A 23,548-nucleotide genomic window follows, 5' to 3' on the forward strand; every position below is an offset into this window, starting at 1 on the left:
GAAACCTTAGAAAGAATTTGGAATAAGACTTATAAAAATTAAGCGATCGCCTTTAAGACTACCAAAAATGTAATTAGGTAGATTTTCAGACTGACATCTATAGGAATCCGATTTGATTCTTGAAACACTTCTAGAGACAGGAAACAGGTAAAAAGGAATAAAAGTGTACTAAGGTTTTTTCACGCAATCAAATATGAGTCCTATATTGAAGACCACACTTATCTAAGATTATTAGTGTGGTGTTTCACCATTTATTTATCCGCCAGCTTCATAGTGCCATTCTGGCTCTTGACGACTGATGCCTTTACTTTTTATAGATAAACGGACTAATTGGTAAACAGTCCATCTTTAAGAACTTCCAATTTTATGTAAAATTTCCGTGACACACAGTAGTTTATATCACTTCAATCTGATAAGATTTCCGGAAGTACGATAACTACTTGTTCTCTTTTTCTTGAAGCCATTAATTCTGGGTCTTTGTTGGAAAGGAAAATAAAACATGTCTGATTTATTGTGGAAAACTCTGGTAATCAGTCCAGTAGTTTTGGGAGTGACGGTGTTGGGTTCCGCTAGAGCTATGGCTGCGAAAGTACTTAGCTCGGCTGAAGATATAAAGACAAAAGTAGTTTTGACAGAAGCACCAATAACTTCTGATAGTTCAATATTCATTCAAACAACGCAACCAAAAGTTAACCAGCAGTTGGTTGCTCAAGCTAAAACTGATGAGAATAACGTTTTAGAACAAGTTGACCGCTATAGGCGTGAAGGCAATAACCAGAATTCACTGTCTCAGGTGACATCAGTCTCTCAGTTTTCTGATGTACAGCCAACAGACTGGGCATTTCAAGCGTTGCAATCCCTGGTTGAACGTTACGGTTGTATTGCAGGATATCCTAATGGCACTTACCGTGGTAACCGGGCATTAACTCGTTACGAGTTTGCCGCAGGTTTGAATGCTTGTTTAGATCGGGTTAATGAACTGATTGCGACAGCAACAGCTGACTTAGTAACAAAACAAGATTTGGCAACTCTCCAGCGTTTGCAAGAAGAATTCTCAGCAGAATTAGCAACCTTACGGGGTCGAGTAGATTCTCTAGAAACACGTACTGCGGAACTGGAAGCAAATCAGTTTTCTACTACAACTAAACTTGTGGGTGAGGCAATTTTTGCTCTTACCGATAACTTTGGCAGCGGCGACAACAACAACACTGTATTTCAAGATAGGGTGCGTTTAGACTTCCAAAGCAGCTTCACAGGTAAAGATGTCTTGCACACTAGGATTGCTGCTGGTAATGCCACTAGATTGGCTTTATCAAATGACACATTTGAAGGAACTCAAACCTTTAACTTATCCCCTTCTAACGATAACAGTGCTTTCATCGACTGGTTGGCGTACTACTTTCCAGTTGGCAACTCACAAGTTTACATTGCTGCTACTGGAGGTATTCAAAGCGATTACGTTCCTACTGTCAACCCATACTTTGAGGATTTTGATGGTGGTAACGGTGCTTTGTCTACCTTTGCTTCTGAAAGCCCAATCTACCGGATTGGTGGCGGTGCTGGTATCGGTTTCAACTTAGGTTTTGGGAATAGCAACAGTAGCTTCAAACCTTCATTAACTTTTGGGTACTTGGCATCTGAACCGAATAACCCTAATCCAGGTTCAGGTTTGTTTGAGGGTAATTATGCGGCTTTAGGACAGTTGAATTTAAATGTTGGCGATCGCCTAACTTTAGCTGCAACTTACGTCCACGGTTATCATGGTGGAGGTAGTGCTTTATTCGACACAGGTTCAGTGACTAATGCTGTAGTTGGGACTGCACAAGCAAACTTTGTTGCTGGTGGCAATCCTTACGTCAGCAATTCCTTTGGTTTTGAAGCAGCTTTTAAACCTAGTGACAAATTGTCTATTAGTGGCTTTGTACTTTACAGCGATATCACGGGCTTTGGTGCTAATGATAATGGTGAAGTTTGGAGTTACGGTGCTGGGGTAGCATTACCAGATTTTGGTAGGAGAGGCAACGTTTTAGGAGTTTTCGCAGGTGTGCAGCCATACTTAGGCAGCGTCAATGGTGATAAACCTTACCACTTTGAAGGCTTTTACAAGTATCGCATCAGCGATAATATTTCTATTACCCCTGGGATAATTTGGTTGACAAATCCTGGTCAAGGTGGTGGCAACAACGATGATGCAATCATTGGGACGTTGAGAACAACCTTTAATTTTTAAGGGTTAGGGGAGTGGGGAGTAGGGAAGAATAACTAATCCCCAATCCCAATCCCCAATAAGAGCAATGCGATTTTGTGAGATGGGTGAGCAGGGGAGGCAAGGGAGGCAGGGGAGGCAGGGGAGGCAAGGGAGGCAGGGGAAGAGAAAGAAATAAGTGTATAAACAATCTGTTTCAGTAGTAAAAAGTACTAATATGTCTCTTTACTCCCCCTGCTCCCCCTGCTCAAGAACAGCCTATTTCACGAGGATCTCACTTTTTCGCGTTTCTCCCATCCCCAATTCCTAACTCAGCATATCTGCCATTCTTTGCAACTTCCTCCCTACTTCTTCCATCGTGTAGAAGAATGTGAAAAACCGCAGTAGCTCATCCATTGGATAATCTTGCTGTTTCATTTCTTGTAGCTGGTTTAATTGCTCTGTAGCCTTGGTTAGTGCAACTTCTATTCCAGACAAGGATATATCAGACTTGCCGGACTTGACGGCTGTTGCTAAAACAAGCATCGCACTTTGCGTTTCTTGGGCAAGTTGGGTAATTTGGCGTGAAAGAATCTGCCAAAAAATATCTTGCTGGCGAGCAAGTACAGTATGTTCCATTGTTAGAGTGTGTTCCCAAATTCTGCGGATGAGAAACTCCCAAGCTTCATTAATTTGCTTTTCTGGCGGTTCGTTTGTCTGTCCTTGTTTGACTTCCTTCCATAGCGATCGCCCTTTCTGAAGTGAACCAATAATCTTGATTTTCAATGCATCTACATGAGGGCGATCATAATTTCCTGTAAACGCAGAGTCTACTACTAAGGCGTAAAACTGCTCTAAATCAGTTAGCGTTTGCGATAGACAACGCCTCAATTCTTTTCCAGCAGAGGCCGGAAAAATGAAGTTATTCACCAACAGTGCCACAACGATGCCCAAAAAGGTTTCGAGACATCTACCCCACGCATAGAGCCAAGCAACTTCGCTGTGGCTCAAGATGACAAGTGCTGAAACATACCCTGCCAACTTTGCCGCCTCATTGAATTTCCAGTAGGAAGTGAGAAAGATAGTTAAGAAAACACTTATTCCCAATGACCAAAAATTGCTACCCAATGCAACCGCAAAGATTGCTCCACTTATACCACCTATCACCGTCCCAATCATCCGCTGAATACCCAGGCTGAGAGTGCTGCCATGTGTAGATGACATAACAATGATGGCTGCGATCGCTGCATATAACGGGTAGTTCCATCGCAACCCCTGAGCAATCACCAAAGATATTACTGATGCTACTGCCATTTTTAGCGCCATCTTGGCCAGTAGAACTGTTGATATTCCATGAGGAGTAGCAGCCCAAGTTTTTAATGCTGAGATGATTTTCCGTCTAGGCGATCGCCTATCAGATAGTTCTGCCATGCGTGTTGGGTTGATCGGCGTAACGCAATGAACTTATCCTACTTTAAATCTGACGGGTCTTAATTCCGAAATAAAAAATACCCCCAGTAGTAAACCGAGGGATTCTGCAAGTTTTTACTGTTGCACAAAGACATTCGCGGATCTGTAGGATAACAAACCGATATTCATCAAATATGCCAAAATGCCAAAATAGAAAAACACAGACTAGCCAATCCCTGACAGTAGATTCCTGAATGCAAGATGCTATGGTTATATCGAGATTCTTTACTTAGCACGCTTAAAGCAGTTTTAATCTCACTATCACCTTCATCTGTATCGCCGAAATTATGTCACCTTTACAACCTATAGATTCTTCAGCACCACCACCCGTGAATGGTAATTGGTACTTGCTGAGTGTCCGTTCCAAAAAACGTGAGTTATTTTTGAAATATTTGAAACTCGCTATTACCCAAAATAATCTACAAGAAGTAATTTTGGATGTGAAGAGTCCGCAAGAGTCGGTTTATGAAGATATTGTCTTAGTGAATTTAAGTAACTTTAAAACAGCGTATAGTTATCTGCAAAAAATTGATTGTTTCCAGAATATTGAACGCAAACCATTGCAGTTAGAACAAGTTAGTCGAATTTTGACAAGCCAGTGATTGGCTTTGATCAAATTAGCGATCGCTCAGTAGTGCTGAGTAGTCACTCAGCACTGATGACCAAAAATTATTTTGATAAATTAATCGTGCTTGGAACCATCAGGCATAATAGTTTCTTGAAAATTCGCGCCGTTCAGGTTAGCTCCTTTAAGGTTAGCTCCTCTAAGATTAGCTCCTCTAAGATTAGCTCCTCTGAGGTTCGCTTGTGTGAGATTAGCCCATCCCAAGTTAGCGCCTCTCAAGTCAGCCTCACTCAAGTTAGCTTGGAACAAATATGCGCCACCCAAGCGAGCCTTAGCCAGATTAGCTTTGTAGAGGTCAGTTTTATAAAGGTAAGCCCCCATCACTTCTGCTTCGTACAAGTTTGCCTCGCTGAGGTCAGCTGCAATCAAATTAGCTGCTATGAGGTTGGCAAAACAGAGATTAGTCCGTATTAGCTTCGCAGCACCCAAATCTGCTTCTCTTAAGTTCGCCTCTCTTAAGTCAGTTCCAATTAGATTAGCTTGAGCGATCGCAGCTCCTCTGAGATTCGCCTGACTCAAATCAGCTCCAATCAGATTGGCATGGCTCAAATCTGCCTCTGTAAGTGTAGCACTGCTCAAGTTAGCAACACTAAAGTTAGCCCCGCTCAGGTTAGCTTCAATCAGCTTGGCTTTATAGAGGTTAGCACTACCAAAGTTAGCACCGCTAAGGTTGGCTCGTACAAGTAAAGCATTACTCAGATCCACCCTACTCAAGTTTGCCTCTTGGAGATGCGCCCCTCTAAAGTTACCCCCTTGTAAGTTTGCAGCACTGAGGTCTGGTTCAATCTGGGGATTATTCTGTCTCCACTCAATCCATGTGACTGCACCTGCTTTGAGTAAAGCCAGATGCTCTCGATTTGCCATGTTCTATCCTTTACTCCTTACGTCCACTTTGGGGATGTACCCGACCAGCTACATTTTCAATCGCCGCTAATGCTCCCGCCGCACCTGCAAGAATATCTCGTTCTTGTCCACCCAAGTAAAGCCGTCCAAAACTGCCGACAGCTTGAACTTCAAGAATATTAATCAATGCCGCTTTCTCCGCTTCATTGGCAGCCAGTGCAGCGTAAGCAGCCGGTTCAACCTCTAATACATACAGCGTTTGCCCTGCAAGTAGTAGCTGCCCCCGCCGCGTGCGATTGATCAGTTGTGTTTGGTAAGCATCGATGTTCCGAATAATCTGAGTAGAAATAACACGTGGTTTGAGACATTCTTCTTTTCGGACTCCTAATGTCGCCAAAATAGCTTGACCAGCAGTTCGCGTTTCCCCTTGAGAGCTAGAATGAATTTCCAATAAACCGTATAGTCGTTCTACTACCTGTACTCCCGGACGGACAGAGGCAGCTTTAAGCGCTATATCGGTAATCCGATTAATTTCAACACCAGGAGAGATTTCAATCCACAGCGATGTATCTCCTGGTAATGGTAAAAAACCTTGGGCTACTGTTCCTATGTATGCCGCGTGTTGAGGTTGTAGGTTGTCGAGAAATACAAAACTGCGTAGTTCTATTCCCAAAGTTTTGCTCTCCGGTCATTAGGGTAAAAGTTATCTATTGCAATATATGAGTTTAACCCTAAACTACCATAAGGCTAAGTACATGAGTCACGAAAAATCAAGGGTTTGAGTCAACTTAAGCCCTAGTGAATGTAATTCGGGGTTCATTTTGCACACCAACCAAGCCCACCTACCCTTCTCCTGGCGGTAACGCTACGTAGTAAGCACAGCTATGTCCACAGAGCTTTACAGAATATAAAAATTCAGCTTTTTCAGCCTGTTGGTATAGCAGGAGACAGGGAATAGGTTTGAAAGTCTTTTGGTGTCAGGGTTTTATGTTCAGGTTGATGTCCTAAAGCACCTGGCGACAGCTATATAAATCCTGTTTATAAAGGGCGCACTATTTATTTGGGCGCAAACAATTTTTACAGTAATGGTGTCAGTAACCGAGATACTCTGACGGCTAACTTAAACCAAAAAGATTTCCTATCGTATTCCGATAGACTAACAGAAACAGAGGCAGACAAGTCATTTCGTAGCATTTTCTCCACGCTTTCAACAAAGCGAGCTTCGGCAACAAAGCCCATAACTTCAAAGTTGAGCAAGAATGAGCGATTATCTAGGTTGACAGTTCCTACACCTGCCATATCTTCATCGATGAGCATGATTTTCTGGTGCATAAAGCCATTTTTGTAGCGATATAGCTTGATCCCGATCGCTTCCATTTCAGAATAATAAGAGAAAGAACATAGATACACAAAAAGATGGTCGGGTCGGTTCGGTAAAATAATTCGCACATCTACACCGCGCATTGCTGCCAGTTTTAAGGCTGACAAGGTTGAATCATCTGGTACAAAATAAGGAGTGGCAATCCAGAGGCGATTCTTGGCTTGATTGATAGCATTGACGAAAAAAAGTTGGCAGGCTGGGAGTTGATCTGCGGGGCCTGTAGGCAGAACTAATGCGGTTTGATTAAGTTCTCGATTAACTTTTACTTGCCAGTTAACTTCAGGAACTGTTCGAGTTGCCCAGTACCAATCTCGAAGAAAGGAATTTTGCAGGGTTTGTACTGTTGGGCCTTGCAACATCATGTGGGTATCGCGCCACGGACTTAGGCGTTGATTTTTTCCCAAATATTCGTCACCAATATTCAAACCACCCAAAAATGCTATTTCGCCATCCACCACCAGAATCTTACGATGGTTGCGGAAATTGATCTGGAAACGATTACCTTCGCCTTTGGTGGTATGAAATGCACTTACCTCAATTCCATTTTCTTGTAGAGAGTTGATATAGGAGCGAGACAGTTTATTAGAACCAATTTCATCGTAGAGAAAGTAGATTCTTATGCCTTGCTTGACTTTGGTAATCAAAGCATCTTTGAACTCGTTACCTGCTTGGTCATCAATAACGATGTAGGATTGCAACAAAATATAATTTGTTGCCGATGCGATCGCTTTTAACATCGCCGCATAGGTTTGCTGACCATTAATCAGTAATTCGGCAGCATTACCTGATGTGAAAGGAATTCCTGTAAAAGCTTCTGCCAGCGGTTGCAACTGTGCTAACTTCTCTGGTAGTACCGCCTTAAATTGAATCAGGTCACTGTAGGTTTGGCGAACCAGCTGATGGTGTTGTGCGTAGACTGAGCGCAAAGCTTCAGCATATCCATGAAATTTAGTCCTGCCTAGAATCCAATACAACGGAATCGCTAGCCAAGGAAAAGTGACTAAAGAAATACTCCAAGCGATCGCACCTTGGGAAGATCGGACGTTCATCACCGCATGGGCAGCGTTGACAATTCCCAAGGTATGAACAAAAACTGTAGCTGCACTATAATAAAGAGCTACCACACCACCATCTACAAGCATTTTAATTTTTTTTCCTATCTACATAAGAAAATTCTGCCAGTAATGGTTTGTGATCGGATGAAGAAATTTGGTCTAGCACTTTAGCACTGACTTGTTTTTCACTAACTCCTCTGTAAAAGATATAGTCTAGGGGGGGTGACAATAGAAAGCGTTTGATTTTCTTGCTTTCATGAGGCGCAAAAGTCGCTGGCATTAATCCCAGGCGAGTTGCCATTTTATCTAAGAGAACTGCCCTTTCTCGATTCCAGGTATTGAAGTCTCCCGCAAATATTAAAGGCCCACGATGCACAGACAGCACCAACTCTAACTCATGCAGCTGTGTTTTGAATTTGTCTAAATCTACAAAATTTATCAGATGACTATTGATAGCTAAAAAAGTTTCTCTCTGATTTAACAAGGGATATTCAGTAATCAGAGAAACTTTAGGAGTGTTAATAATAGGTTCATAATGTTTTGTAATTACAGCCCTTTTGCTGAGCGGGCTGATTTTAGCTGCTGTTAAAATTCCTGAATAAGTTTGATGATGAGTATCAATAAAGTTAGGTGCAAAATTCCAACTCATATCTATCAATTCTACAATATTTTCCGCCTCTACACTTAGGCGAAACTCTTGCAAAAATATCAGGTCTGGTTGGTATTTATCCAGAATATTTAAAAAATCTCTTATCCAAACTTTATCATTATTGTTTTTAGCAATATTCCAGCTAAGAACTTTAATTGAGTTACAATTTAACTCTGTTTGAACCAAATGGCTTCTATCAATAGTGAATTTTTCTGAAGGAATGAATCGGTAGAATGGAAGAAATTTTCTGGCGAAACAATCTACGTGTTCTTTTAAATCAAGCATTACTAACAGTTAACTTAACTTTATCTATCTTTAACTCTATGGGTAGGACAAAGATAATTTAGCTGGGGGCAAATTCTACTTTGTGTCTTTATGTTTAATCAACTTGATTTGAAAATCATGCTTTTAAATTGAGCATTCTTACTGCTGCGATAAATCCATCAAATTCGCTAACTTGTAAACAATCCGCGCACCTACATTACCATCCCACTCAGCATCACCGACCTCACAAAGATCAAAACCAATAATTTTTCTACCGCTATTTACTAATTCGCGAAACAGACAAAAAGTTTGCTCTAATTCCAGTCCGCCTGGTACAGGAGTACCTGTACTCGAACAGAGTTTTGGATCAAGTCCATCTACATCAAAGCTAATGTAAACGTATTCAGGTAAATGACTAATAATTTCTCGGCATACATCAATCCAGGTAGTTCCAGAATAGAGCTTTTGCTTAATTGCTGGGTCATAATAAGCAATAATGCGATTATTAGATTCGTTTATCATTTCCACTTCATCATGAGAAATATCGCGCAAGCCTACCTGCACTAACTTGGAAATTTGCGGTAGTTTCATCGCATTAAACATGATGGACGCATGAGAAAACTCAAACCCTTCGTAAGCATCACGTAAATCTGCGTGTGCATCAATATGCAAAATGCCGAAGTTAGAATATTTAGCTGCTAATGCTTGAAAATAACCCAAGGGTGAACTGTGGTCGCCACCAATAACTGCAACTCGTTTACCATTGTTAATTGCTGCCTGAGATTGTGTAAACAGCCATTGATTCACCTGTTGACAAGCCTGATTTATTTCTGTCAAAACAGGTGTTAAATCTGGTGTTTCTGTCAGTAGTTTACCTTGCACTAGTCGTTCAATAATTTGTGCAGCCAAGGCGCGATAATACTTATTCTTCTCTAAAATATCTTGAGGAATTTCCACCATAAAAATTCCGCGTTTCCAGCCATCAGGATTATCGAAATCGAATAAATCTAGTTGCGTCGAAGCATCAAGAACCCGCTGCGGCCCGTTGGCTGTACCTGCACCATAAGAAACGGTGACTTCCCAAGGCACACCGAACACAATCAGGTTGGCAGACTCGTAATCGAACGGCAAACCCAAGAGGTTGCCATTGATTTCACCTATGCCGCTGGGATTGTAGTCTTGGAGTTGATTAATCATGGCTCGCTTTCTGGATTTACGTGGGTAGAGAACACATGGTGGACACCTGCCTGCATTATAGTAACGCAGGTTACGCTCATGATGGGATGACATAAGTCGTTGGAGTATTAGCGCTTTTGCTTGGTGCTGAAGTTAGTTACTAGGGCGCAAACATATCGACAGAAATGTAAGCTTCTAAACATTCTGGTGATGCGATGATAAATATATTCAGTATTTTAGAAAAATCGGATTAGATTTCCAATTTATTAGAGAAATTAGGAATCTTGTAGTTCACGGATAATTTAGGAATGCTATATGATATTTTGGAATTGGAAAATATTTTTAATAAAAAGCGATATTCCATATTAAGTATATATATTAACTTAATAAGAATTAGTAGATTTTTTGAGTTAAAAAATCTACTAATAAATAGCAACAATTGATACAAGTTAAATTTTGCAAAAACTAATATTCATTACAACTTCAAAAAAATTTTAGCTAGAAAATGGTGAGAGAAGAAAATACTAATGATTTGCGCTCGGAGACGAATAATGGTAGCGATCGCAGAGAACGTTCAACATCGGCTAACTATACAAACTGTAGAAATTGCCCCTAACACAACGGCGATTCGCTCTCTTGATTGGGATCGCGATCGCTTCGATATCGAATTCGGACTGCAAAACGGCACAACCTACAATTCATATCTAATTAGGGGCGAACAAACAGTTTTGATTGATACTTCTCACCAGAAGTTTCGTCACCTGTATCTAGAGACTTTAAAAGGTCTTGTCAATCCCAAAACAATTGATTACATAATTGTCAGCCACACAGAGCCAGACCACAGCGGCTTGGTGGAAGATGTTCTCCAGTTAGCTCCTAGAGCCACTGTCTTAGCGTCAAAAGTGGCGCTTCAGTTTCTAGAAGGTTTGGTACACGATCCTTTTTCTAAGCGAGTTGTCAAAACTGGTGATCGCATAGATATTGGCAAAGGACACGAAATCGAATTCGTGAGTGCGCCTAACCTGCACTGGCCAGATACAATCTTTAGCTTTGACCGCAAAACCCAAATCCTCTATACCTGTGATGCTTTTGGGATGCACTTTTGTGACGATCGCACTTTCGACGAAGATTTAGAAGCGATCGAAGCTGACTTTAGATTTTACTACGACTGCTTGATGGGCCCTAACGCTCGTTCTTTGGTCAATGCGATGAAGCGGATGGGCGACCTAGGGAAGATTAATATTATTGCTAATGGTCATGGCCCCTTATTATACCACCATTTAGATGTTCTAACTGGGTGCTATGAAAATTGGAGCCAAAGACAAGCTAAAACAGAAACTACCGTTGGCTTGTTTTTTGTCTCAGATTACGGGTATGGCGAGCGCCTTGGTCACGCAATTGCCGAAGGTATCCTGAAAACTGGCGTTGGGGTGGAAGTACTGGATCTTAATACTGCTGAGAGCCAAGAAATTCAAGAACTAGCTGGGAGAGCAGCTGGCATCATTATCGGTATGCCCCCGACTACCGCCGCCGCCGCCCAAGCTAGTATCAGTTCGCTGCTAGCTGTCGCCAAGAACAAGCAAGTTGTTGGGCTGTTCGAGTGTTACGGTGGGGATGATGAACCCGTTGATACACTCCGCAGAAAATTTCTTGACTCTGGCATCAAAGAAGCTTTCCCAGCTATTCGGATTAAAGAAGCTCCCACCGCATCAACATTCCAGTTGTGTGAAGAAGCGGGTAAAGACTTGGGACAATTGCTGGTGCGCGATCGCAACATCAAGCAAATCAAGTCCCTCGACGTCAACATGGAAAAGGCGCTGGGTCGGATTAGTAGTGGACTGTATATAGTCACCACTAAAAAAGATAATGCCTCAAGTGCAATGCTGGCATCCTGGGTAACACAAGCGAGTTTGCAACCACTAGGATTCACAATTGCCGTTGCCAAAGACCGCGCCATTGATTCCTTAATGCAAGTAGGCGATCGTTTCGTCCTCAACGTTTTGGAAGAAGGCAATTATCAAGAACTCAAAAAGCACTTTCTCAAGCGCTTGCATCCCGGTGCTGACCGATTTGCTGGAGTGAAAACTCAAACCGCGAAAAACGGTTCTCCGATTCTAACTGATGCCCTGGCATACATGGAATGTGAAATACAGAGCAGCATGGAATGCAGCGACCACTGGATTTTATACTGCACCGTTCAAGACGGTCGTGTTTCCAAACCCGATGGGCTAACAGCAGTCCGCCATCGCAAAGTAGGTAATTACTACTAACAAGGAACTGGGGACTGGGGGCTAGGGACTGGGAAGGAGCTTTTACCAATCCCCAGTACCCAGTCCCCAGTACCCAATACCCAATACCCAGTCTCCAGTACCCAACTTTATCAAAAATCTATGCCTGAGTCCAAACCACGCGACGTACAAGTTCTACCAATTGCTACAAATACTAAGGTTCTTAGAGCTCGTAGTTGGTCACGTCTACGGTTTGAAATTGAATATGCACTTGAAAGAGGTACTACCTCCAATTGCTATTTAATAGAAGCCGATAAAACTGCACTTATCGACCCACCCGCAGAAAGTTTTACCGAAATTTATCTGGAAACATTACGGCAGACTCTAGATTTGCGACGGTTGGATTATGTAATAATGGGTCATTTTAATCCCAACCGAGTTGCAACCCTCAAGGCAATTCTAGAACTTGCACCACAAGTAACCTTTGTTTGTTCTCTTCCCGCCGCGGGAAATTTGCGGGCTGCTTTCCTTGACCACGATTTGAAAGTCTTGGTAATGCGGGGGAAAGAAACTCTGGATTTAGGTAAGGGTCATGTTTTAAAGTTCTTCCCTATTCCCAGCCCACGTTGGCCGGAAGGACTTTGTACCTACGATCAGCAAACCCAAATTCTCTACACAGATAAGTTGTTTGGAACTCATATCTGTGGTGATGAAGCCTTTGATGATAACTGGGAAACATACAAAGAAGACCGCCGCTATTACTACAACTGCTTAATGGCTCCTCAAGCTCCTCATGTGGAAGCAGCTTTGGAGAAAATATCAGATTTGCAGGTGAGAATGTATGCTGTAGGTCATGGGCCTTTGGTACGCAGCGGTTTAATTGAACTTACCAAAGCTTATGCAGAATGGAGCCGTTCTCAAAACGATCGCGAAATATCTGTGGCTCTACTTTATGCCTCAGCTTATGGAAATACGGCGACTCTAGCACAAGCGATCGCTTTAGGACTGACTAAAGGTGGAGTCGCTGTAAAATCTATTAACTGCGAATTTGCCACCCCCGAGGAAATTACTACCAGCCTAGCTGAGTCTGATGGTTTTATTATCGGCTCTCCTACTATTGGTGGTCATGCACCTACTCCTATTCATACCGCTTTGGGTATTGTGCTATCGAGCGGTGACAATAGCAAACTCGCTGGGGTGTTTGGTTCCTATGGCTGGAGTGGCGAAGCATTTGACTTAATTGAAGGTAAACTCCGGGATGCTGGATATCGCCTTGGCTTTGAAACCCTAAAGGTGAAGTTTAAACCCGACGATGTTACCCTCAAGTTCTGTGAAGAAGTCGGCACAGACTTTGCCCAAGCCCTGAAAAAGGCGAAAAAGGTGCGTGTCCCGCAACAATCAGCTACCCCGGTAGAACAAGCTGTCGGTCGGATTATTGGTTCGGTTTGCGTGATTACAGCCAAGCAAGGAGAAGTGTCTACTGGGATGTTAGGTGCTTGGGTTTCTCAAGCTACCTTTAACCCACCAGGGCTTACAATTGCGATCGCTAAAGAACGAGCGATCGAATCCCTGATGTATCCAGGTGGTAAATTTGCCCTAAATATTCTGCCTGAAGGCAATCATCAAGATTACACGAAGCATTTTCGTAAATCTTTTGCGCCAGGAGAAGACCGATTTGCCAACTTTAAAACAGGAGTTGCAGATAACGGCTGTACTGTCCTCAATGATGCTCTAGCCTATCTGGAATGCTCAGTTAATCAACGCATGGAATGCGGCGACCACTGGGTTGTGTATGCAACTGTTGACGACGGCAAATTACTCAAGCCTGATGCTGTTACTGCCATCAACCATCGTAAAACTGGCACTCATTACTAACTATACATTTCACGCGTGTAGAAACGTTGCAATGCAACGTTTCTACTTGTGATACAACCGCGCTAGATATTCATATATCCGATAAATCCACCTTTCACTTTCATGTGTAGGTGGATTTATTTTTTTGTTCGCAAATCAGTCTGCATAATAAATTCATACTTTTTTTACCATAATTTTACATTTTTGGAGTTTGAGACCTAACCCTTACAAAACATAGTTAAGCAAAGGTTATGAGATAATTAAAATTAGAGATTAACAGTAAATACTATAATTAATTATCAAGCATGGTTATCTATCTATTGCAATATGACTAGTGAAAATAAGGAGATACCATTGATTAACGAAATAGACGCGAAAGGTTTTCAGCTTAAACGGCTTGGGAGGTATTTAGTTGATGCTGAAGTGATTACCCCAGATGAAGTAAATACAGTACTCAAAGCACAAAAATTGAGTGGTAAGCTGTTGGGAGAGATTCTAGTAATGCATGGTTTGGTTAAGCAGCAAACCATTGAGTATTTCATGGCAAATATAGTAATACCAGAACTTCACTTTCTTGCTCCTAAGAAGCAATATCGAAGCTTTTGAGGGTATTTGTGTATCTGAAAGTTTTAAATTTATATTATTGAAAGATAATACCAATTTTAAAAAATAATATGACAAATAGTCCATCTGTAGAGACGCGATGAATCGCGTCTTCACCCAAGGATGTGTTGCAATCATTAATTGAATTGGTATAAGAGTACACTTTTAAAGCAGGTTTCATGAAAAGCAGGCAACACGAAGTTGTCATTGAAAGTTTTAAAGAATAGGGCTTAATATCAATCACTGAACTCTGCTGACAAATTAAGATAGTTGAGATAATAAATCAGCTTTTCAGTTAAAGCGATCGCCCAAAAGGCATTGAAGCCAATCGCATAATGAAAAAAGAGAAGCACCTAGCCTAGAGAAATGTTTTGTGAGGCTTCCCTCATCAAAGCAATTAGCGCAAGGGTTTCTTTACTTAAATCTATTCAGAATAGCTAGTGTATGCTTGACTAATTTTCCGCAATTCCTACAGGGACAATTATAAAAACGAAGTGTAATCTTTAACTAGAAAAACAGTATGTAGCAGTTTTCACAACAACTGCCAAATACTGCCACAACGTTTTTATAGTATTTTGTTCTTCTTATGGCTCCCAATCACACCAAAATTAAATTTCCTCTTTGGCAATATCTCAACCAGCCTTTGTTTAGTCGCGAGGCTAAATTGATGTTAAATCCCCGGAATTTTGCATCAATGTGGCGAATTCAACTTCTAAAACGCTGCTGGGCTAAAGAATGTAACGCCAAGAAGGGGCCTTAACGGCATTAGATACCTGCAAAACTGCTGCACTGTTTAAAAGCTGATAAATTAAGCTTCATCAAGAGAACGTGGCTTTTTGCCATCAAGTAAAGTACTGACAGTCATATCTCCCATTACATTAATCGCAGTGCGGCAGCGATCCAGAAACCAGTCTACAGTTACCAGTAAAGCAATATACTGCGTAGGCAAGCCTACAGAAGTAAACACTAGTGTCATAGTTACTAGTCCAGCATTGGGAATATTTGCCGCACCGACCGATGCAAATATAGACGTCAAGATAACAATTAACTGCTGTCCCAAACTCAGATGTTGCCCAATCAATTGGGAAATATATAACGCAGACATTGCTTCATAAAGGGCAGTGCCATCATTGTTGAAATTTGCCCCTACTAATGCCCCTAAAGCAGCTGAAGATTCCCTTAAACCGATTTTTCTTTGCAAAACTTCAAAAGTTACAGGCATTGCAGCCGCCGAAGAAGAAGTCGAGAAAGCTGTTAAAAAAGCATCAGAACCGCCAGCTAGGAATTTTAGCGGGTGTACCCAAGAACCGAATTTAACTCTAGTTAGGTAGTAGCAAGCTTGTAATGCCAGCGCTACCAGCACGGCTAGAATGAACGCACCCAAAGATTGAAAAGGAGCAAAGCCTTCTTTGGCAACAGTTTTCGCGACAATTCCAAAGACTGCAAAAGGTACTAAGGCAATTACCCAGTTGAGAATGCGAACCACCGCCTCAAACAAAACTCCAATCACATCCTCAATTGGCTGGTATCCGTTCTTGCCTTGGGCAATTTGTTCGGATTTGATACCCCGTAGGACGATACCAAAGCTCAGGGCAATAACGATTAGTTGGATAACATTATTATCAACCAGCGGCTTACACCCGTTTTCAAGATAGAGAAAGCGATAAATAAAGACGGGTTTCAACCCGTCCAGATAGCTTGAAAGTGCAAACACACCTTGATTCCGCTAAAGGTAACATAGTTAATTTTCTAAGGGTTGCCAATTTGCCAATTAATCAAGTGAATTTTTCAAAAAAAATTACACAGCTAATAGAACCTTAGAAGGTGAGATAGGTAAGCATAAAAAGAATAAGTACCATTTTCTGCTTGACTTGGTGATCGCAAAACTTTTCGGTTTACTGACGTTAGATAAGGGGTTTTGTAGCTATGAGCCTTCTTTTCATTTGCCTATTGCCTCCTCAGTCATCTTTATTTTTAGTAATCACAAAAATACGTGCAATTTTCGCAGAGCGGGGAAAATCTATCGTAAAGTAAGCAATTAGGATAATACTACTAATGAGGGCGATCGCGTGTGGTCAACGGATCTTTCTTTGTTAAGATTGCTTGTGTCATAATGTTAGAACGTTGAAATTAAGTTATTAGAGTAATACCTTTGCCAAAATAAGAGCCTACAAAAATTTTGAATTGGTATTAGCCCTTATTATTCCGTTTTACGAGTTTCTTATGTCAAAAGGAGCAAAATTGATCGCCATCAACGCATCTGATGCACCGACAAGAACTAAGCCCTCAAACTATCCTGAACCGTTTGCATCGCGTATGGTGGGCAGGGAGAAACACCCACTTGGTGACCTGTTTGGGATCACGAACTTTGGTGTAAACCTAACACGCCTAGCTCCTCAGGCAATTTCAGCCCTTCGTCACGCTCACAGCAAGCAAGACGAGTTCGTGTACATCTTGGAGGGGCATCCAACGCTTTGTACCGATGAAGGTTATACACAACTCTCCCCAGGTATGTGTGCTGGCTTCAAGGCTGGTACTGGTAACGGACACCATCTGCTCAACGAAACCTCAGAGGATGTTCTTTACCTCGAAATCGGGGATAGAACACCGGGAGACGAAGGCAGCTATCCTGATGACGACCTTATGGCCAATTTAGAGAATGGGTTGTGGAGATTTGTCCACAAAGACGGCACACCGTACTAATTTTGTCAGAGCCAGTAGGGTGTCTCGGCTCCATACGATGCGGCATGATTTTGCTCATTGAGCGCGTGAATAAGAGCAGTAAACACTGCTGGGGTTTCCAGGAAGCTTTTTTAAATGTTCAATCCGGCAGCAACCACGCTGCCATAGGTCTTTAATCAAAGGATAATAACTAGCCCAAATACTTCCATCTGGTGCTGAATATAAGAATGTAATTACAACCTGTTGTGAGTGAACATCGAAGTAAAACACCCGTCGGTCTCCAGGTACTGTGGTCAGTTTTGTTAAAATTGCATGACCTTTGTGTTCGCGTAGCGTCTCGTAGAGAAAGTTGCCAGCTTGCAAAAGAGACTTAACGGGAAAAGTCAGTTAAATCAAGGGGCTAACACAGTATTCATTGAACTCACGTTACTTAAAACTTTGGTATAAAATTTACCGTATTTTTGAAATCTTTTTTATAGTGCTGCTTCTAAACTAAAAGCAAAGAATTTAAATTACGCTTACCATTTGGAACATTTTTTGTTCTAATTTGATGTGCTTTCAGACAGCAAAAAATTGTTCCTACTGAAGTGAACTAAGAGAATATTTGAAAAGTGAGAATTTGTTATCAGCAAGCTCACGAGGCTTATACTGAAATCTTACAGATACTACGAGGCCTTGTGAGCGAATGACTAAAGCATATCCTAACAATCTGACTTGGGAGGTATGGAAATTAATGAAGACTTAAGCAATAAGTCGCTAAAATTCTTATTTCTACCCTTGGAAAAGATAACCATTACCTCTTGCAGTCAGAATTAATTCTGGGTTGTTGGGGTCATCTTCCAACTTACTCCGTAAGCGATAGATATGCACATCTACCACGCGTGTATCTACATGATGCTCTGAAGTGTAACCCCACACTAGCTGCAAAATCTCAGCACGAGAAAAAACTTCTCCAGAGTTTTTGACTAACGACTCTAGCAAGCTAAACTCTACACCCGTCAACCGAATGCGCTCATTATCTTTATAAACTTGGCGCTTGTTCATATCGATTTTTATCTTGCCAATATGCATTACTCCTGGTTTAGCAATCCGATTGGCACTAGCTTTTTTTAGCCGCCGTAGCATTGCTGCAATTCGAGATTCTAGCTCTCTGGGAGAGAATGGTTTAACCATATAATCATCAGCACCAAATTCCAGCCCCGTGATCCGATCTGATATATCTCCCAAAGCTGTTAACATAATAATTGGTGTATCTGATTCCTTACGTAACTCTTGACAGACATCATAGCCATCTAACTTTGGCATTGTTACATCTAAAACTACTAGATCAGGATTGCAAGAGCGAAAAGCTTCTAATGCCTCTTCTCCGTCGCTAGCTAACACTACATCATAGCCAATCATAGATAGGCGCGTTTTTAATATACGGCGAATGTTAGCTTCATCGTCTACCACTAATATTTTTTCTTTATTAGTTTCCAAGTTTGTTAACGTTCCTTCATGACGAAAACTCTTAACCCTGTACCATCATTCTCGAAGTGAGTACAACCTAAAACCCTATCAAAGCATGGTTTGGGGAGGTAAGCTTCATTTAAATGTTGTCATTGCTAGAAAATTACTAATTACTTTTCCAACTTTGAGGCTCTATTATTTATCTTTAATTACTCTGATTTGATAGGCATACGAATGACTAATGGCACGAAAATAGCTATAAAATATAACAATTAATATAAATTTTGTAAATTTTGCTATACTCCTACATTTATCATAACAATGGCAGAACTTTAAATAATATTTAATGAGCTAAAATATTTTAAATATTTTTTAACAATGGTGGACATGATTGAGGAATATTAAAAAGTTTAATTAAGTAACTATTTACTATAGTAGCGCAGCATTAAAATATTACCCACTTTCATGGGAATTTTTCTTTAAAAATTTGTTGCAAAAGTTCTAGTCAGCAATAAATAATTGCATGACATTGAAATAGCTACGTTTAGTTATATACAACGTAGTTATTAGCTATCTTTAAATGTTAGGTTGTACAAATTTGAACTACTATCAATATCGTGTTATTGAGGGTGAATTTTGAGCTATGATATCCGCTTTTTGCATGAAGATAACGACGCGACTAACTCGCGAAACCAACTATCTAAACTAATGTGTAGTAAACGATACAATGACACGTTAGTCTAAAATCACAACGAAGGTTAAGAATCGAGTGGCACTAAGAAAAGCTCTAAGCTATGCAGGATAAGGAATACAGATTTTAAGGTCAGTCCAGCAGTAACGTTATGAGCTAGGCGATGGTCGCAAAGCGAACCGCCTATCAAGACAGTAGATGAAGCAAAGCAATTATTAGGATTGACTTGACTGGGCATTAAACCTGAGTTTAATAAATCTAAAAAGTTAGCCCATTTTAATGAATATTTAGAATCTTATACTTCAAGACTTATTATTAGAGATACTCCCCTTTCTCCCATTAGCGAAGCGTATCGAATGTTGAGGGCGAACTTGAGGCTTATGAGTGCTGACAAAGAGTTAAAAGTTCTAGTAGTTACCAGTTATGTACCTAAAGAAGGTAAGTCTACAGTAGCTGCAAATTTGGCTGTAACAATGGCTCAGACAGAGCATAAAGTCTTACTGATAGATGCTGATTTGTACTGTCCAGTTCAGCATAAAATCTGGGAATTGGCGAATAGTCAATGTCTTAGGACAGGTAGTAAATGGTGTAATTCCTAAAAATGAACCTCACAGCTACTACTACTTTAAAGAGGATGGCGTTTTAAAGGTAATACCAATTAGAAAAAAGAATGCAACAAATAGTCCATTTGTAGAGACGCGATGAATCGCGTCTTCACCCAAGGATGTGTTGCAATCATTACAGCAGATTGCAAGTTAGTGAAGTAAAAAAATACCCCTCCCTAACCCTCACGCCACTTGCTCCCCTTGGAAAGGGGAGGGAACTAGATTGGCAATTTCCCCCCAATACATCGGGGGGATTAAGAGGGGTAAAGAATGTACTCCATTTAGATACAAAACGCTGTAATTGAATTGGTATAATTCAAAAATCCTCAAAAGTTTCCCACAATAATTTTGTCGACAAGGTTTAAAGACTATGGTTCTAAAAGGGAAGCAAACCTTAAAGCTTCTCTCCTTGTAGGAGAGAGGTTTGGAAAGAGGCCAGAGTGTATTAGAAAAAAACGAGAAGCACTATATTCGCCAAGGCTAGCTGGGTAACCCGTGAACCTGCATCAAATCTAATCCCCGTTCAAAGATTTCATCAATCGGCAACATTTGCCCATCAGTAGTCATAAATTTATGGTCTTTAGTTGCCCGAATCACTGAACCATCTTCTAAGCAATACTCAAACACTTCTTGTTCCCCGCGATTATGCCATTGTGCTACAGGTTGTGTATAAACATTTCCATTACTATCAACGCTGTACACTCTACATTCAATGCCTTTTTCAACAATCTTCCCAATCGGCATCAAACCATATTCTACCGTCAAAACTTCCGTGTTATAGCTTAAACAATATTCTGCAAACTTCAACATCTGCTCGAATAATTCATCTGCTACTTGTTTCTTCACGCCATTTTTTGCAGCGCCATCTACAAACTTTTCTCGCTGCTTTTGCATCTCAGAAACTTTCTTTTTACCCATCGCCCGGCGTAACAAGTCAGCTTGTCCTAAAGAATATCCAGCCATATCTTGAGCAATTTTCATAATTTGCTCTTGATAGACCATAATTCCATAGGTTTCATCTAGTATCGGTTCTAGAGTGCTGTGTTGATAATCAATCTTTTCTCGACCGTGTTTGCGGTTAATAAACTTAGGAATTAGTCCTGCATCTAATGGCCCTGGTCGATAAAGTGCCAGAATAGAAGAAATATCTTCTATATTTGAAGGCTTCAAATCTCGTACTATCTGACGCATTCCAGAAGATTCTAATTGAAATATCCCTTCTAACTCACCTGCTTCTAATAGTTCATAAGCTTTTTGTACATCTTTTGGTAAAACACTATGTTCACCTTTAGCTAATATCTTCTGAGCTTTTCTTTCCTGGCTAGTAATTTCATCAGGATCAACACGATATCCTTTGGTTTCTTCAATCAAATCAAGAGTTTTTTGAATCAATGTTAGGTTCCGTAAACCCAAAAAGTCCATTTTTAACAAACCCATTGATTCCAGGTCTTCCATGAAATACTGGGTAATTACAGAGCCATCATTATTCCGTTGCAGCGGTACAATTTCATCAAGCGGATCGGCAGAAATTACTACACCTGCTGCATGAACACCAAAGGTTTTGTTAGTGCCTTCAATTCGCATCGCCATGTCAAGCCAGTGACGAACATGGGGTTCTTTATCATATTTTTCTTTAAACTCTGGTTCTGGGGTTTCATTAGAAATCATCACCTTGAGTTTGGTTGGTTTCCCTCTGACCACAGGAATTAATTTCGCCATTTTATCTGCTTCCCCGTAAGGAATATTCAACACTCTGGCGACATCTTTCAAAACTGCTTTAGAAGTTAAACGGTTAAAGGTAATAATTTGGGCAACTCTATCTGCACCGTATTTTTCAGTTACGTACTCAATAACTTTATCTCTTTGTTCAATACAGAAATCCGTATCAATATCAGGCATGGATTTCCGTTCGGGGTTCAAAAAGCGCTCAAATAGTAGCCCATGATGTACAGGGTCAATGTTAGTAATTCGCATCGCATAGGCAACTAACGAACCAGCTGCCGAACCTCGACCAGGGCCTACAGGAATATTATTATCTCTAGCAAATTTAATATAATCCCAAACTACTAAAAAATATTTGGAAAAACCCATCTGCTGGATCATTTTTAGTTCATATTCCAATCTTTCTTTGTAGATGGAATCGACTTCGTTACGGGATTTGCGATTTAACCTTCCTAAAAGTCCGCTCCATGCAACTTCTTCGGCATAAGTGTCCGCAGTATGACCAGAGGGAATAGGGGGGGTAGGAATCTGAGGCTCACCCATGATATGGTAAGGCTCAATTTTATCAGCAACTTCTTCAGTAGTAGCTACAGCTTCCTCAATTACATCATCCGGCAAATGGTCACGAAATAGCTGCTTCATCTCTTCACCAGATTTGAGATATTCTGTGCCGCTATAACGCATCCGTTTATCTTCAGCAATTAGCTTGCCAGTTTGAATGCATAGCAAAGCGTCGTGTGCTTCAACATCAAAACAAGAAATAAAATGTGAATCATTAGTAGCAACAATTTTAATTTCTAGCTCCCTGGCAATTTTGACAATTTCTACATTAACAATCCGGTCTTCTTGGGAGCCGTGGTCTTGAATTTCTAAATAATAATCCTCTCCAAATACATCTTTATACCATTGGGCAACTTTACGAGCTGCATCTGGTCTACCACTAAGAATTGCTTGCGGAACTTCTCCACCTAGACAAGCACTGGTGACAATTAAACCCTCATGATATTCTTTGAGTAAATCTTTATTAATGCAAGGGCGAGAAAAAATTCCTTTACCTTGTACACCTTTAAGATGAGAAATTGTGGTTAATTTAACTAAATTTTTGTAACCTTTAGTATTTTTTGCTAAAACAACTTGATGATATTTAGGACGGCGTTCTTGTTTCTCAATATCGCCGTTAATAATATACATTTCGTTGCCAAGAATTGGCTTAATATTTTGACTACGGCAGATTTTGATCAGTTCAACCGCTCCATACATGACACCATGATCAGTAAGAGCGATCGCTTTCATCCCCAGGGCGATCGCTCGCTCCACTAACTCTGGTAGCTGACTGGCCCCGTCGAGCAAACTGTAATCACTATGAATGTGCAAAGGGACAAAGGACATATGAATCTCCAACCAAAGCCAAGAATATCTCTCAAGGCAGCCCAGCGGCACAACCTTTTGAGCCGGATTTATAAATACGTAGACATGAATAAATTAAAGTTTGTAGTGGCGCTGTCTTCGAAGACAGCGCAAACTACGAGCCATAAAGCATTTTCAGTTTTGTTATCTCCACTTAACTTATAAAGTAACGGGATCTTAGATTAACTCGTTTGCGAAATTTTCACTTCCGAAAGTGAAGTTTTAATAAATACATCAGTAAACCAGCATTCAGCATGAGCCAAACCGAGAGTACTACTTCGCCTAAAACCAAAGTCCGCCCTTGGTGGGGGCGTATCCCTCTCACGTTGCAAATTCTCATCGCCTTAGTGGCCGCAGTCAGTATTGGCATAGCTCTTGGTGCAGGCAATCCCAATCCCAGCAATGCCACCTTCATTAATAACTTAGCAATTCCGGCTGAATTAGTGCTTAAGGCTCTCCGCGCCTTGGCTACGCCGCTAATCTTGGTAGCCGTACTACATACGTTAATGACTACAAACATCCCTGGTACAGCCGGGAGGCGACTAGTAGGGCTACTTTTAACAAACACTACCGTAGCTATCTTAGTAGGACTTTTAGTGGCAAACGTCCTGCGTCCTGGGACTTGGGGAAATGTAGCTAAGTAGGTAGGTGCCAAAAAA

At 41.0% G+C, this 23,548-nt stretch carries 17 protein-coding genes and 2 pseudogenes; 8 read left to right on the top strand and 11 right to left on the bottom strand.

The genetic code is table 11. The features are described from left to right. Positions 1 to 499 precede the first annotated feature (499 nt). A complete protein-coding gene (locus WKK05_RS09500) occupies positions 500 to 2,230 on the top strand; it encodes an iron uptake porin (RefSeq protein WP_341529488.1) in 1,731 nt (576 codons plus the stop codon). A 282-nt stretch (positions 2,231 to 2,512) separates the two neighbouring features. On the opposite strand, the gene WKK05_RS09505 is transcribed toward WKK05_RS09500, so the two are convergent. Beyond that, entirely contained in the window at positions 2,513 to 3,616 is a 1,104-nt protein-coding gene (locus WKK05_RS09505; RefSeq protein WP_341529489.1) for an aromatic acid exporter family protein, read from the bottom strand. A gap of 326 nt (positions 3,617 to 3,942) precedes the next feature. Between WKK05_RS09505 and WKK05_RS09510 the strand changes: the two genes are divergently transcribed. Then, positions 3,943 to 4,257: a chromosome segregation ATPase gene (locus tag WKK05_RS09510; protein WP_341529490.1), complete on the top strand. Its 315-nt coding sequence runs from the start codon at positions 3,943 to 3,945 to the stop codon at positions 4,255 to 4,257. 80 nt (positions 4,258 to 4,337) lie between these two features. Here the strand turns inward: WKK05_RS09510 and WKK05_RS09515 are convergent, their stop codons facing one another. The 5 genes from WKK05_RS09515 to speB all read right to left on the bottom strand — a co-directional run bounded on the left by WKK05_RS09515 (position 4,338) and on the right by speB (position 9,669). Continuing rightward, the gene (locus WKK05_RS09515) at positions 4,338 to 5,144 is read right to left on the bottom strand and encodes a pentapeptide repeat-containing protein (protein WP_341529491.1); all 807 of its coding nucleotides are present in this window, start codon (positions 5,142 to 5,144) and stop codon (positions 4,338 to 4,340) included. Positions 5,145 to 5,154: 10 nt separating this feature from the next. Beyond that, complete coding sequence (locus WKK05_RS09520; protein WP_341529492.1) at positions 5,155 to 5,796, bottom strand: hypothetical protein; 642 nt, start codon at positions 5,794 to 5,796, stop codon at positions 5,155 to 5,157. A 404-nt stretch (positions 5,797 to 6,200) separates the two neighbouring features. After that, positions 6,201 to 7,646 carry a cardiolipin synthase gene (gene cls / locus WKK05_RS09525; protein ID WP_341529493.1) on the bottom strand — a complete coding sequence of 482 codons (1,446 nt, stop codon included), beginning with the start codon at positions 7,644 to 7,646 and terminating at the stop codon, positions 6,201 to 6,203. A gap of 1 nt (position 7,647) precedes the next feature. Continuing rightward, complete coding sequence (locus WKK05_RS09530) at positions 7,648 to 8,493, bottom strand: endonuclease/exonuclease/phosphatase family protein (RefSeq protein ID WP_341529494.1); 846 nt, start codon at positions 8,491 to 8,493, stop codon at positions 7,648 to 7,650. 138 nt (positions 8,494 to 8,631) lie between these two features. Then, complete coding sequence (gene speB / locus WKK05_RS09535; protein ID WP_341529495.1) at positions 8,632 to 9,669, bottom strand: agmatinase SpeB; 1,038 nt, start codon at positions 9,667 to 9,669, stop codon at positions 8,632 to 8,634. A gap of 530 nt (positions 9,670 to 10,199) precedes the next feature. On the opposite strand from speB, the gene WKK05_RS09540 reads away from it, so the two are divergent. The 3 genes from WKK05_RS09540 (at position 10,200) to WKK05_RS09550 (ending at position 14,336) form a co-directional block, all read left to right on the top strand. Then, complete coding sequence (locus tag WKK05_RS09540) at positions 10,200 to 11,918, top strand: diflavin flavoprotein (protein WP_341531053.1); 1,719 nt, start codon at positions 10,200 to 10,202, stop codon at positions 11,916 to 11,918. A gap of 120 nt (positions 11,919 to 12,038) precedes the next feature. Continuing rightward, positions 12,039 to 13,751, top strand: coding sequence for a diflavin flavoprotein (locus WKK05_RS09545; protein ID WP_341529496.1), 1,713 nt, complete (start codon positions 12,039 to 12,041; stop codon positions 13,749 to 13,751). 306 nt (positions 13,752 to 14,057) lie between these two features. Beyond that, entirely contained in the window at positions 14,058 to 14,336 is a 279-nt protein-coding gene (locus WKK05_RS09550) for a hypothetical protein (protein ID WP_341529497.1), read from the top strand. Between the two features lie 805 nt (positions 14,337 to 15,141). Here the strand turns inward: WKK05_RS09550 and WKK05_RS09555 are convergent. Further along, positions 15,142 to 15,969 (bottom strand): annotated as a pseudogene (locus tag WKK05_RS09555) (cation:dicarboxylase symporter family transporter); the annotation flags it as partial. A gap of 587 nt (positions 15,970 to 16,556) precedes the next feature. Here WKK05_RS09555 and WKK05_RS09560 point away from each other — a divergent pair. Further along, a complete protein-coding gene (locus WKK05_RS09560) occupies positions 16,557 to 17,036 on the top strand; it encodes a cupin domain-containing protein (RefSeq protein ID WP_341529498.1) in 480 nt (159 codons plus the stop codon). A 54-nt stretch (positions 17,037 to 17,090) separates the two neighbouring features. Here WKK05_RS09560 and WKK05_RS09565 read toward each other — a convergent pair whose 3' ends face one another. The 3 genes from WKK05_RS09565 to WKK05_RS09575 form a co-directional block, all read right to left on the bottom strand. Beyond that, the gene (locus WKK05_RS09565; protein WP_341529499.1) at positions 17,091 to 17,378 is read right to left on the bottom strand and encodes a hypothetical protein; all 288 of its coding nucleotides are present in this window, start codon (positions 17,376 to 17,378) and stop codon (positions 17,091 to 17,093) included. Positions 17,379 to 17,786: 408 nt separating this feature from the next. Then, on the bottom strand, positions 17,787 to 18,494 hold the full coding sequence (locus tag WKK05_RS09570) for a response regulator transcription factor (protein WP_341529500.1): 708 nt from the start codon (positions 18,492 to 18,494) through the stop codon (positions 17,787 to 17,789). A 728-nt stretch (positions 18,495 to 19,222) separates the two neighbouring features. Beyond that, complete coding sequence (locus WKK05_RS09575; RefSeq protein ID WP_341529501.1) at positions 19,223 to 19,393, bottom strand: hypothetical protein; 171 nt, start codon at positions 19,391 to 19,393, stop codon at positions 19,223 to 19,225. Positions 19,394 to 19,535: 142 nt separating this feature from the next. Here WKK05_RS09575 and WKK05_RS09580 point away from each other — a divergent pair, with 142 nt between their 5' ends. Continuing rightward, the gene (locus WKK05_RS09580) at positions 19,536 to 19,754 is read left to right on the top strand and encodes a P-loop NTPase (protein ID WP_341529502.1); all 219 of its coding nucleotides are present in this window, start codon (positions 19,536 to 19,538) and stop codon (positions 19,752 to 19,754) included. A gap of 486 nt (positions 19,755 to 20,240) precedes the next feature. On the opposite strand, the gene WKK05_RS09585 is transcribed toward WKK05_RS09580, so the two are convergent. After that, positions 20,241 to 22,871: a DNA polymerase III subunit alpha gene (locus tag WKK05_RS09585; RefSeq protein WP_341529503.1), complete on the bottom strand. Its 2,631-nt coding sequence runs from the start codon at positions 22,869 to 22,871 to the stop codon at positions 20,241 to 20,243. 272 nt (positions 22,872 to 23,143) lie between these two features. On the opposite strand from WKK05_RS09585, the pseudogene WKK05_RS09590 reads away from it, so the two are divergent. After that, positions 23,144 to 23,527: pseudogene (locus tag WKK05_RS09590) on the top strand (cation:dicarboxylase symporter family transporter); the annotation flags it as partial. Positions 23,528 to 23,548: the final 21 nt, after the last annotated feature.

Origin of the sequence: Nostoc sp. UHCC 0302 (assembly GCF_038096175.1) — a bacterium.
Taxonomy (GTDB): Bacteria; Cyanobacteriota; Cyanobacteriia; order Cyanobacteriales; family Nostocaceae; genus UHCC-0302.

What these genes read in the sequence shown, in the direction of transcription:
- speB (WP_341529495.1), bottom strand. Translation starts at nt 9,669, where the DNA reads ATGATTAATCAACTCCAAGACTACAATCCCAGCGGCATAGGTGAAATC.
- WKK05_RS09550 (WP_341529497.1), top strand. Translation starts at nt 14,058, where the DNA reads ATGACTAGTGAAAATAAGGAGATACCATTGATTAACGAAATAGACGCG.
- WKK05_RS09530 (WP_341529494.1), bottom strand. Translation starts at nt 8,493, where the DNA reads ATGCTTGATTTAAAAGAACACGTAGATTGTTTCGCCAGAAAATTTCTT.
- WKK05_RS09510 (WP_341529490.1), top strand. Translation starts at nt 3,943, where the DNA reads ATGTCACCTTTACAACCTATAGATTCTTCAGCACCACCACCCGTGAAT.
- cls (WP_341529493.1), bottom strand. Translation starts at nt 7,646, where the DNA reads ATGCTTGTAGATGGTGGTGTGGTAGCTCTTTATTATAGTGCAGCTACA.
- WKK05_RS09580 (WP_341529502.1), top strand. Translation starts at nt 19,536, where the DNA reads ATGAGTGCTGACAAAGAGTTAAAAGTTCTAGTAGTTACCAGTTATGTA.
- WKK05_RS09545 (WP_341529496.1), top strand. Translation starts at nt 12,039, where the DNA reads ATGCCTGAGTCCAAACCACGCGACGTACAAGTTCTACCAATTGCTACA.
- WKK05_RS09575 (WP_341529501.1), bottom strand. Translation starts at nt 19,393, where the DNA reads ATGCCCAGTCAAGTCAATCCTAATAATTGCTTTGCTTCATCTACTGTC.
- WKK05_RS09515 (WP_341529491.1), bottom strand. Translation starts at nt 5,144, where the DNA reads ATGGCAAATCGAGAGCATCTGGCTTTACTCAAAGCAGGTGCAGTCACA.
- WKK05_RS09540 (WP_341531053.1), top strand. Translation starts at nt 10,200, where the DNA reads ATGGTAGCGATCGCAGAGAACGTTCAACATCGGCTAACTATACAAACT.
- WKK05_RS09585 (WP_341529503.1), bottom strand. Translation starts at nt 22,871, where the DNA reads ATGTCCTTTGTCCCTTTGCACATTCATAGTGATTACAGTTTGCTCGAC.
- WKK05_RS09560 (WP_341529498.1), top strand. Translation starts at nt 16,557, where the DNA reads ATGTCAAAAGGAGCAAAATTGATCGCCATCAACGCATCTGATGCACCG.
- WKK05_RS09500 (WP_341529488.1), top strand. Translation starts at nt 500, where the DNA reads ATGTCTGATTTATTGTGGAAAACTCTGGTAATCAGTCCAGTAGTTTTG.
- WKK05_RS09505 (WP_341529489.1), bottom strand. Translation starts at nt 3,616, where the DNA reads ATGGCAGAACTATCTGATAGGCGATCGCCTAGACGGAAAATCATCTCA.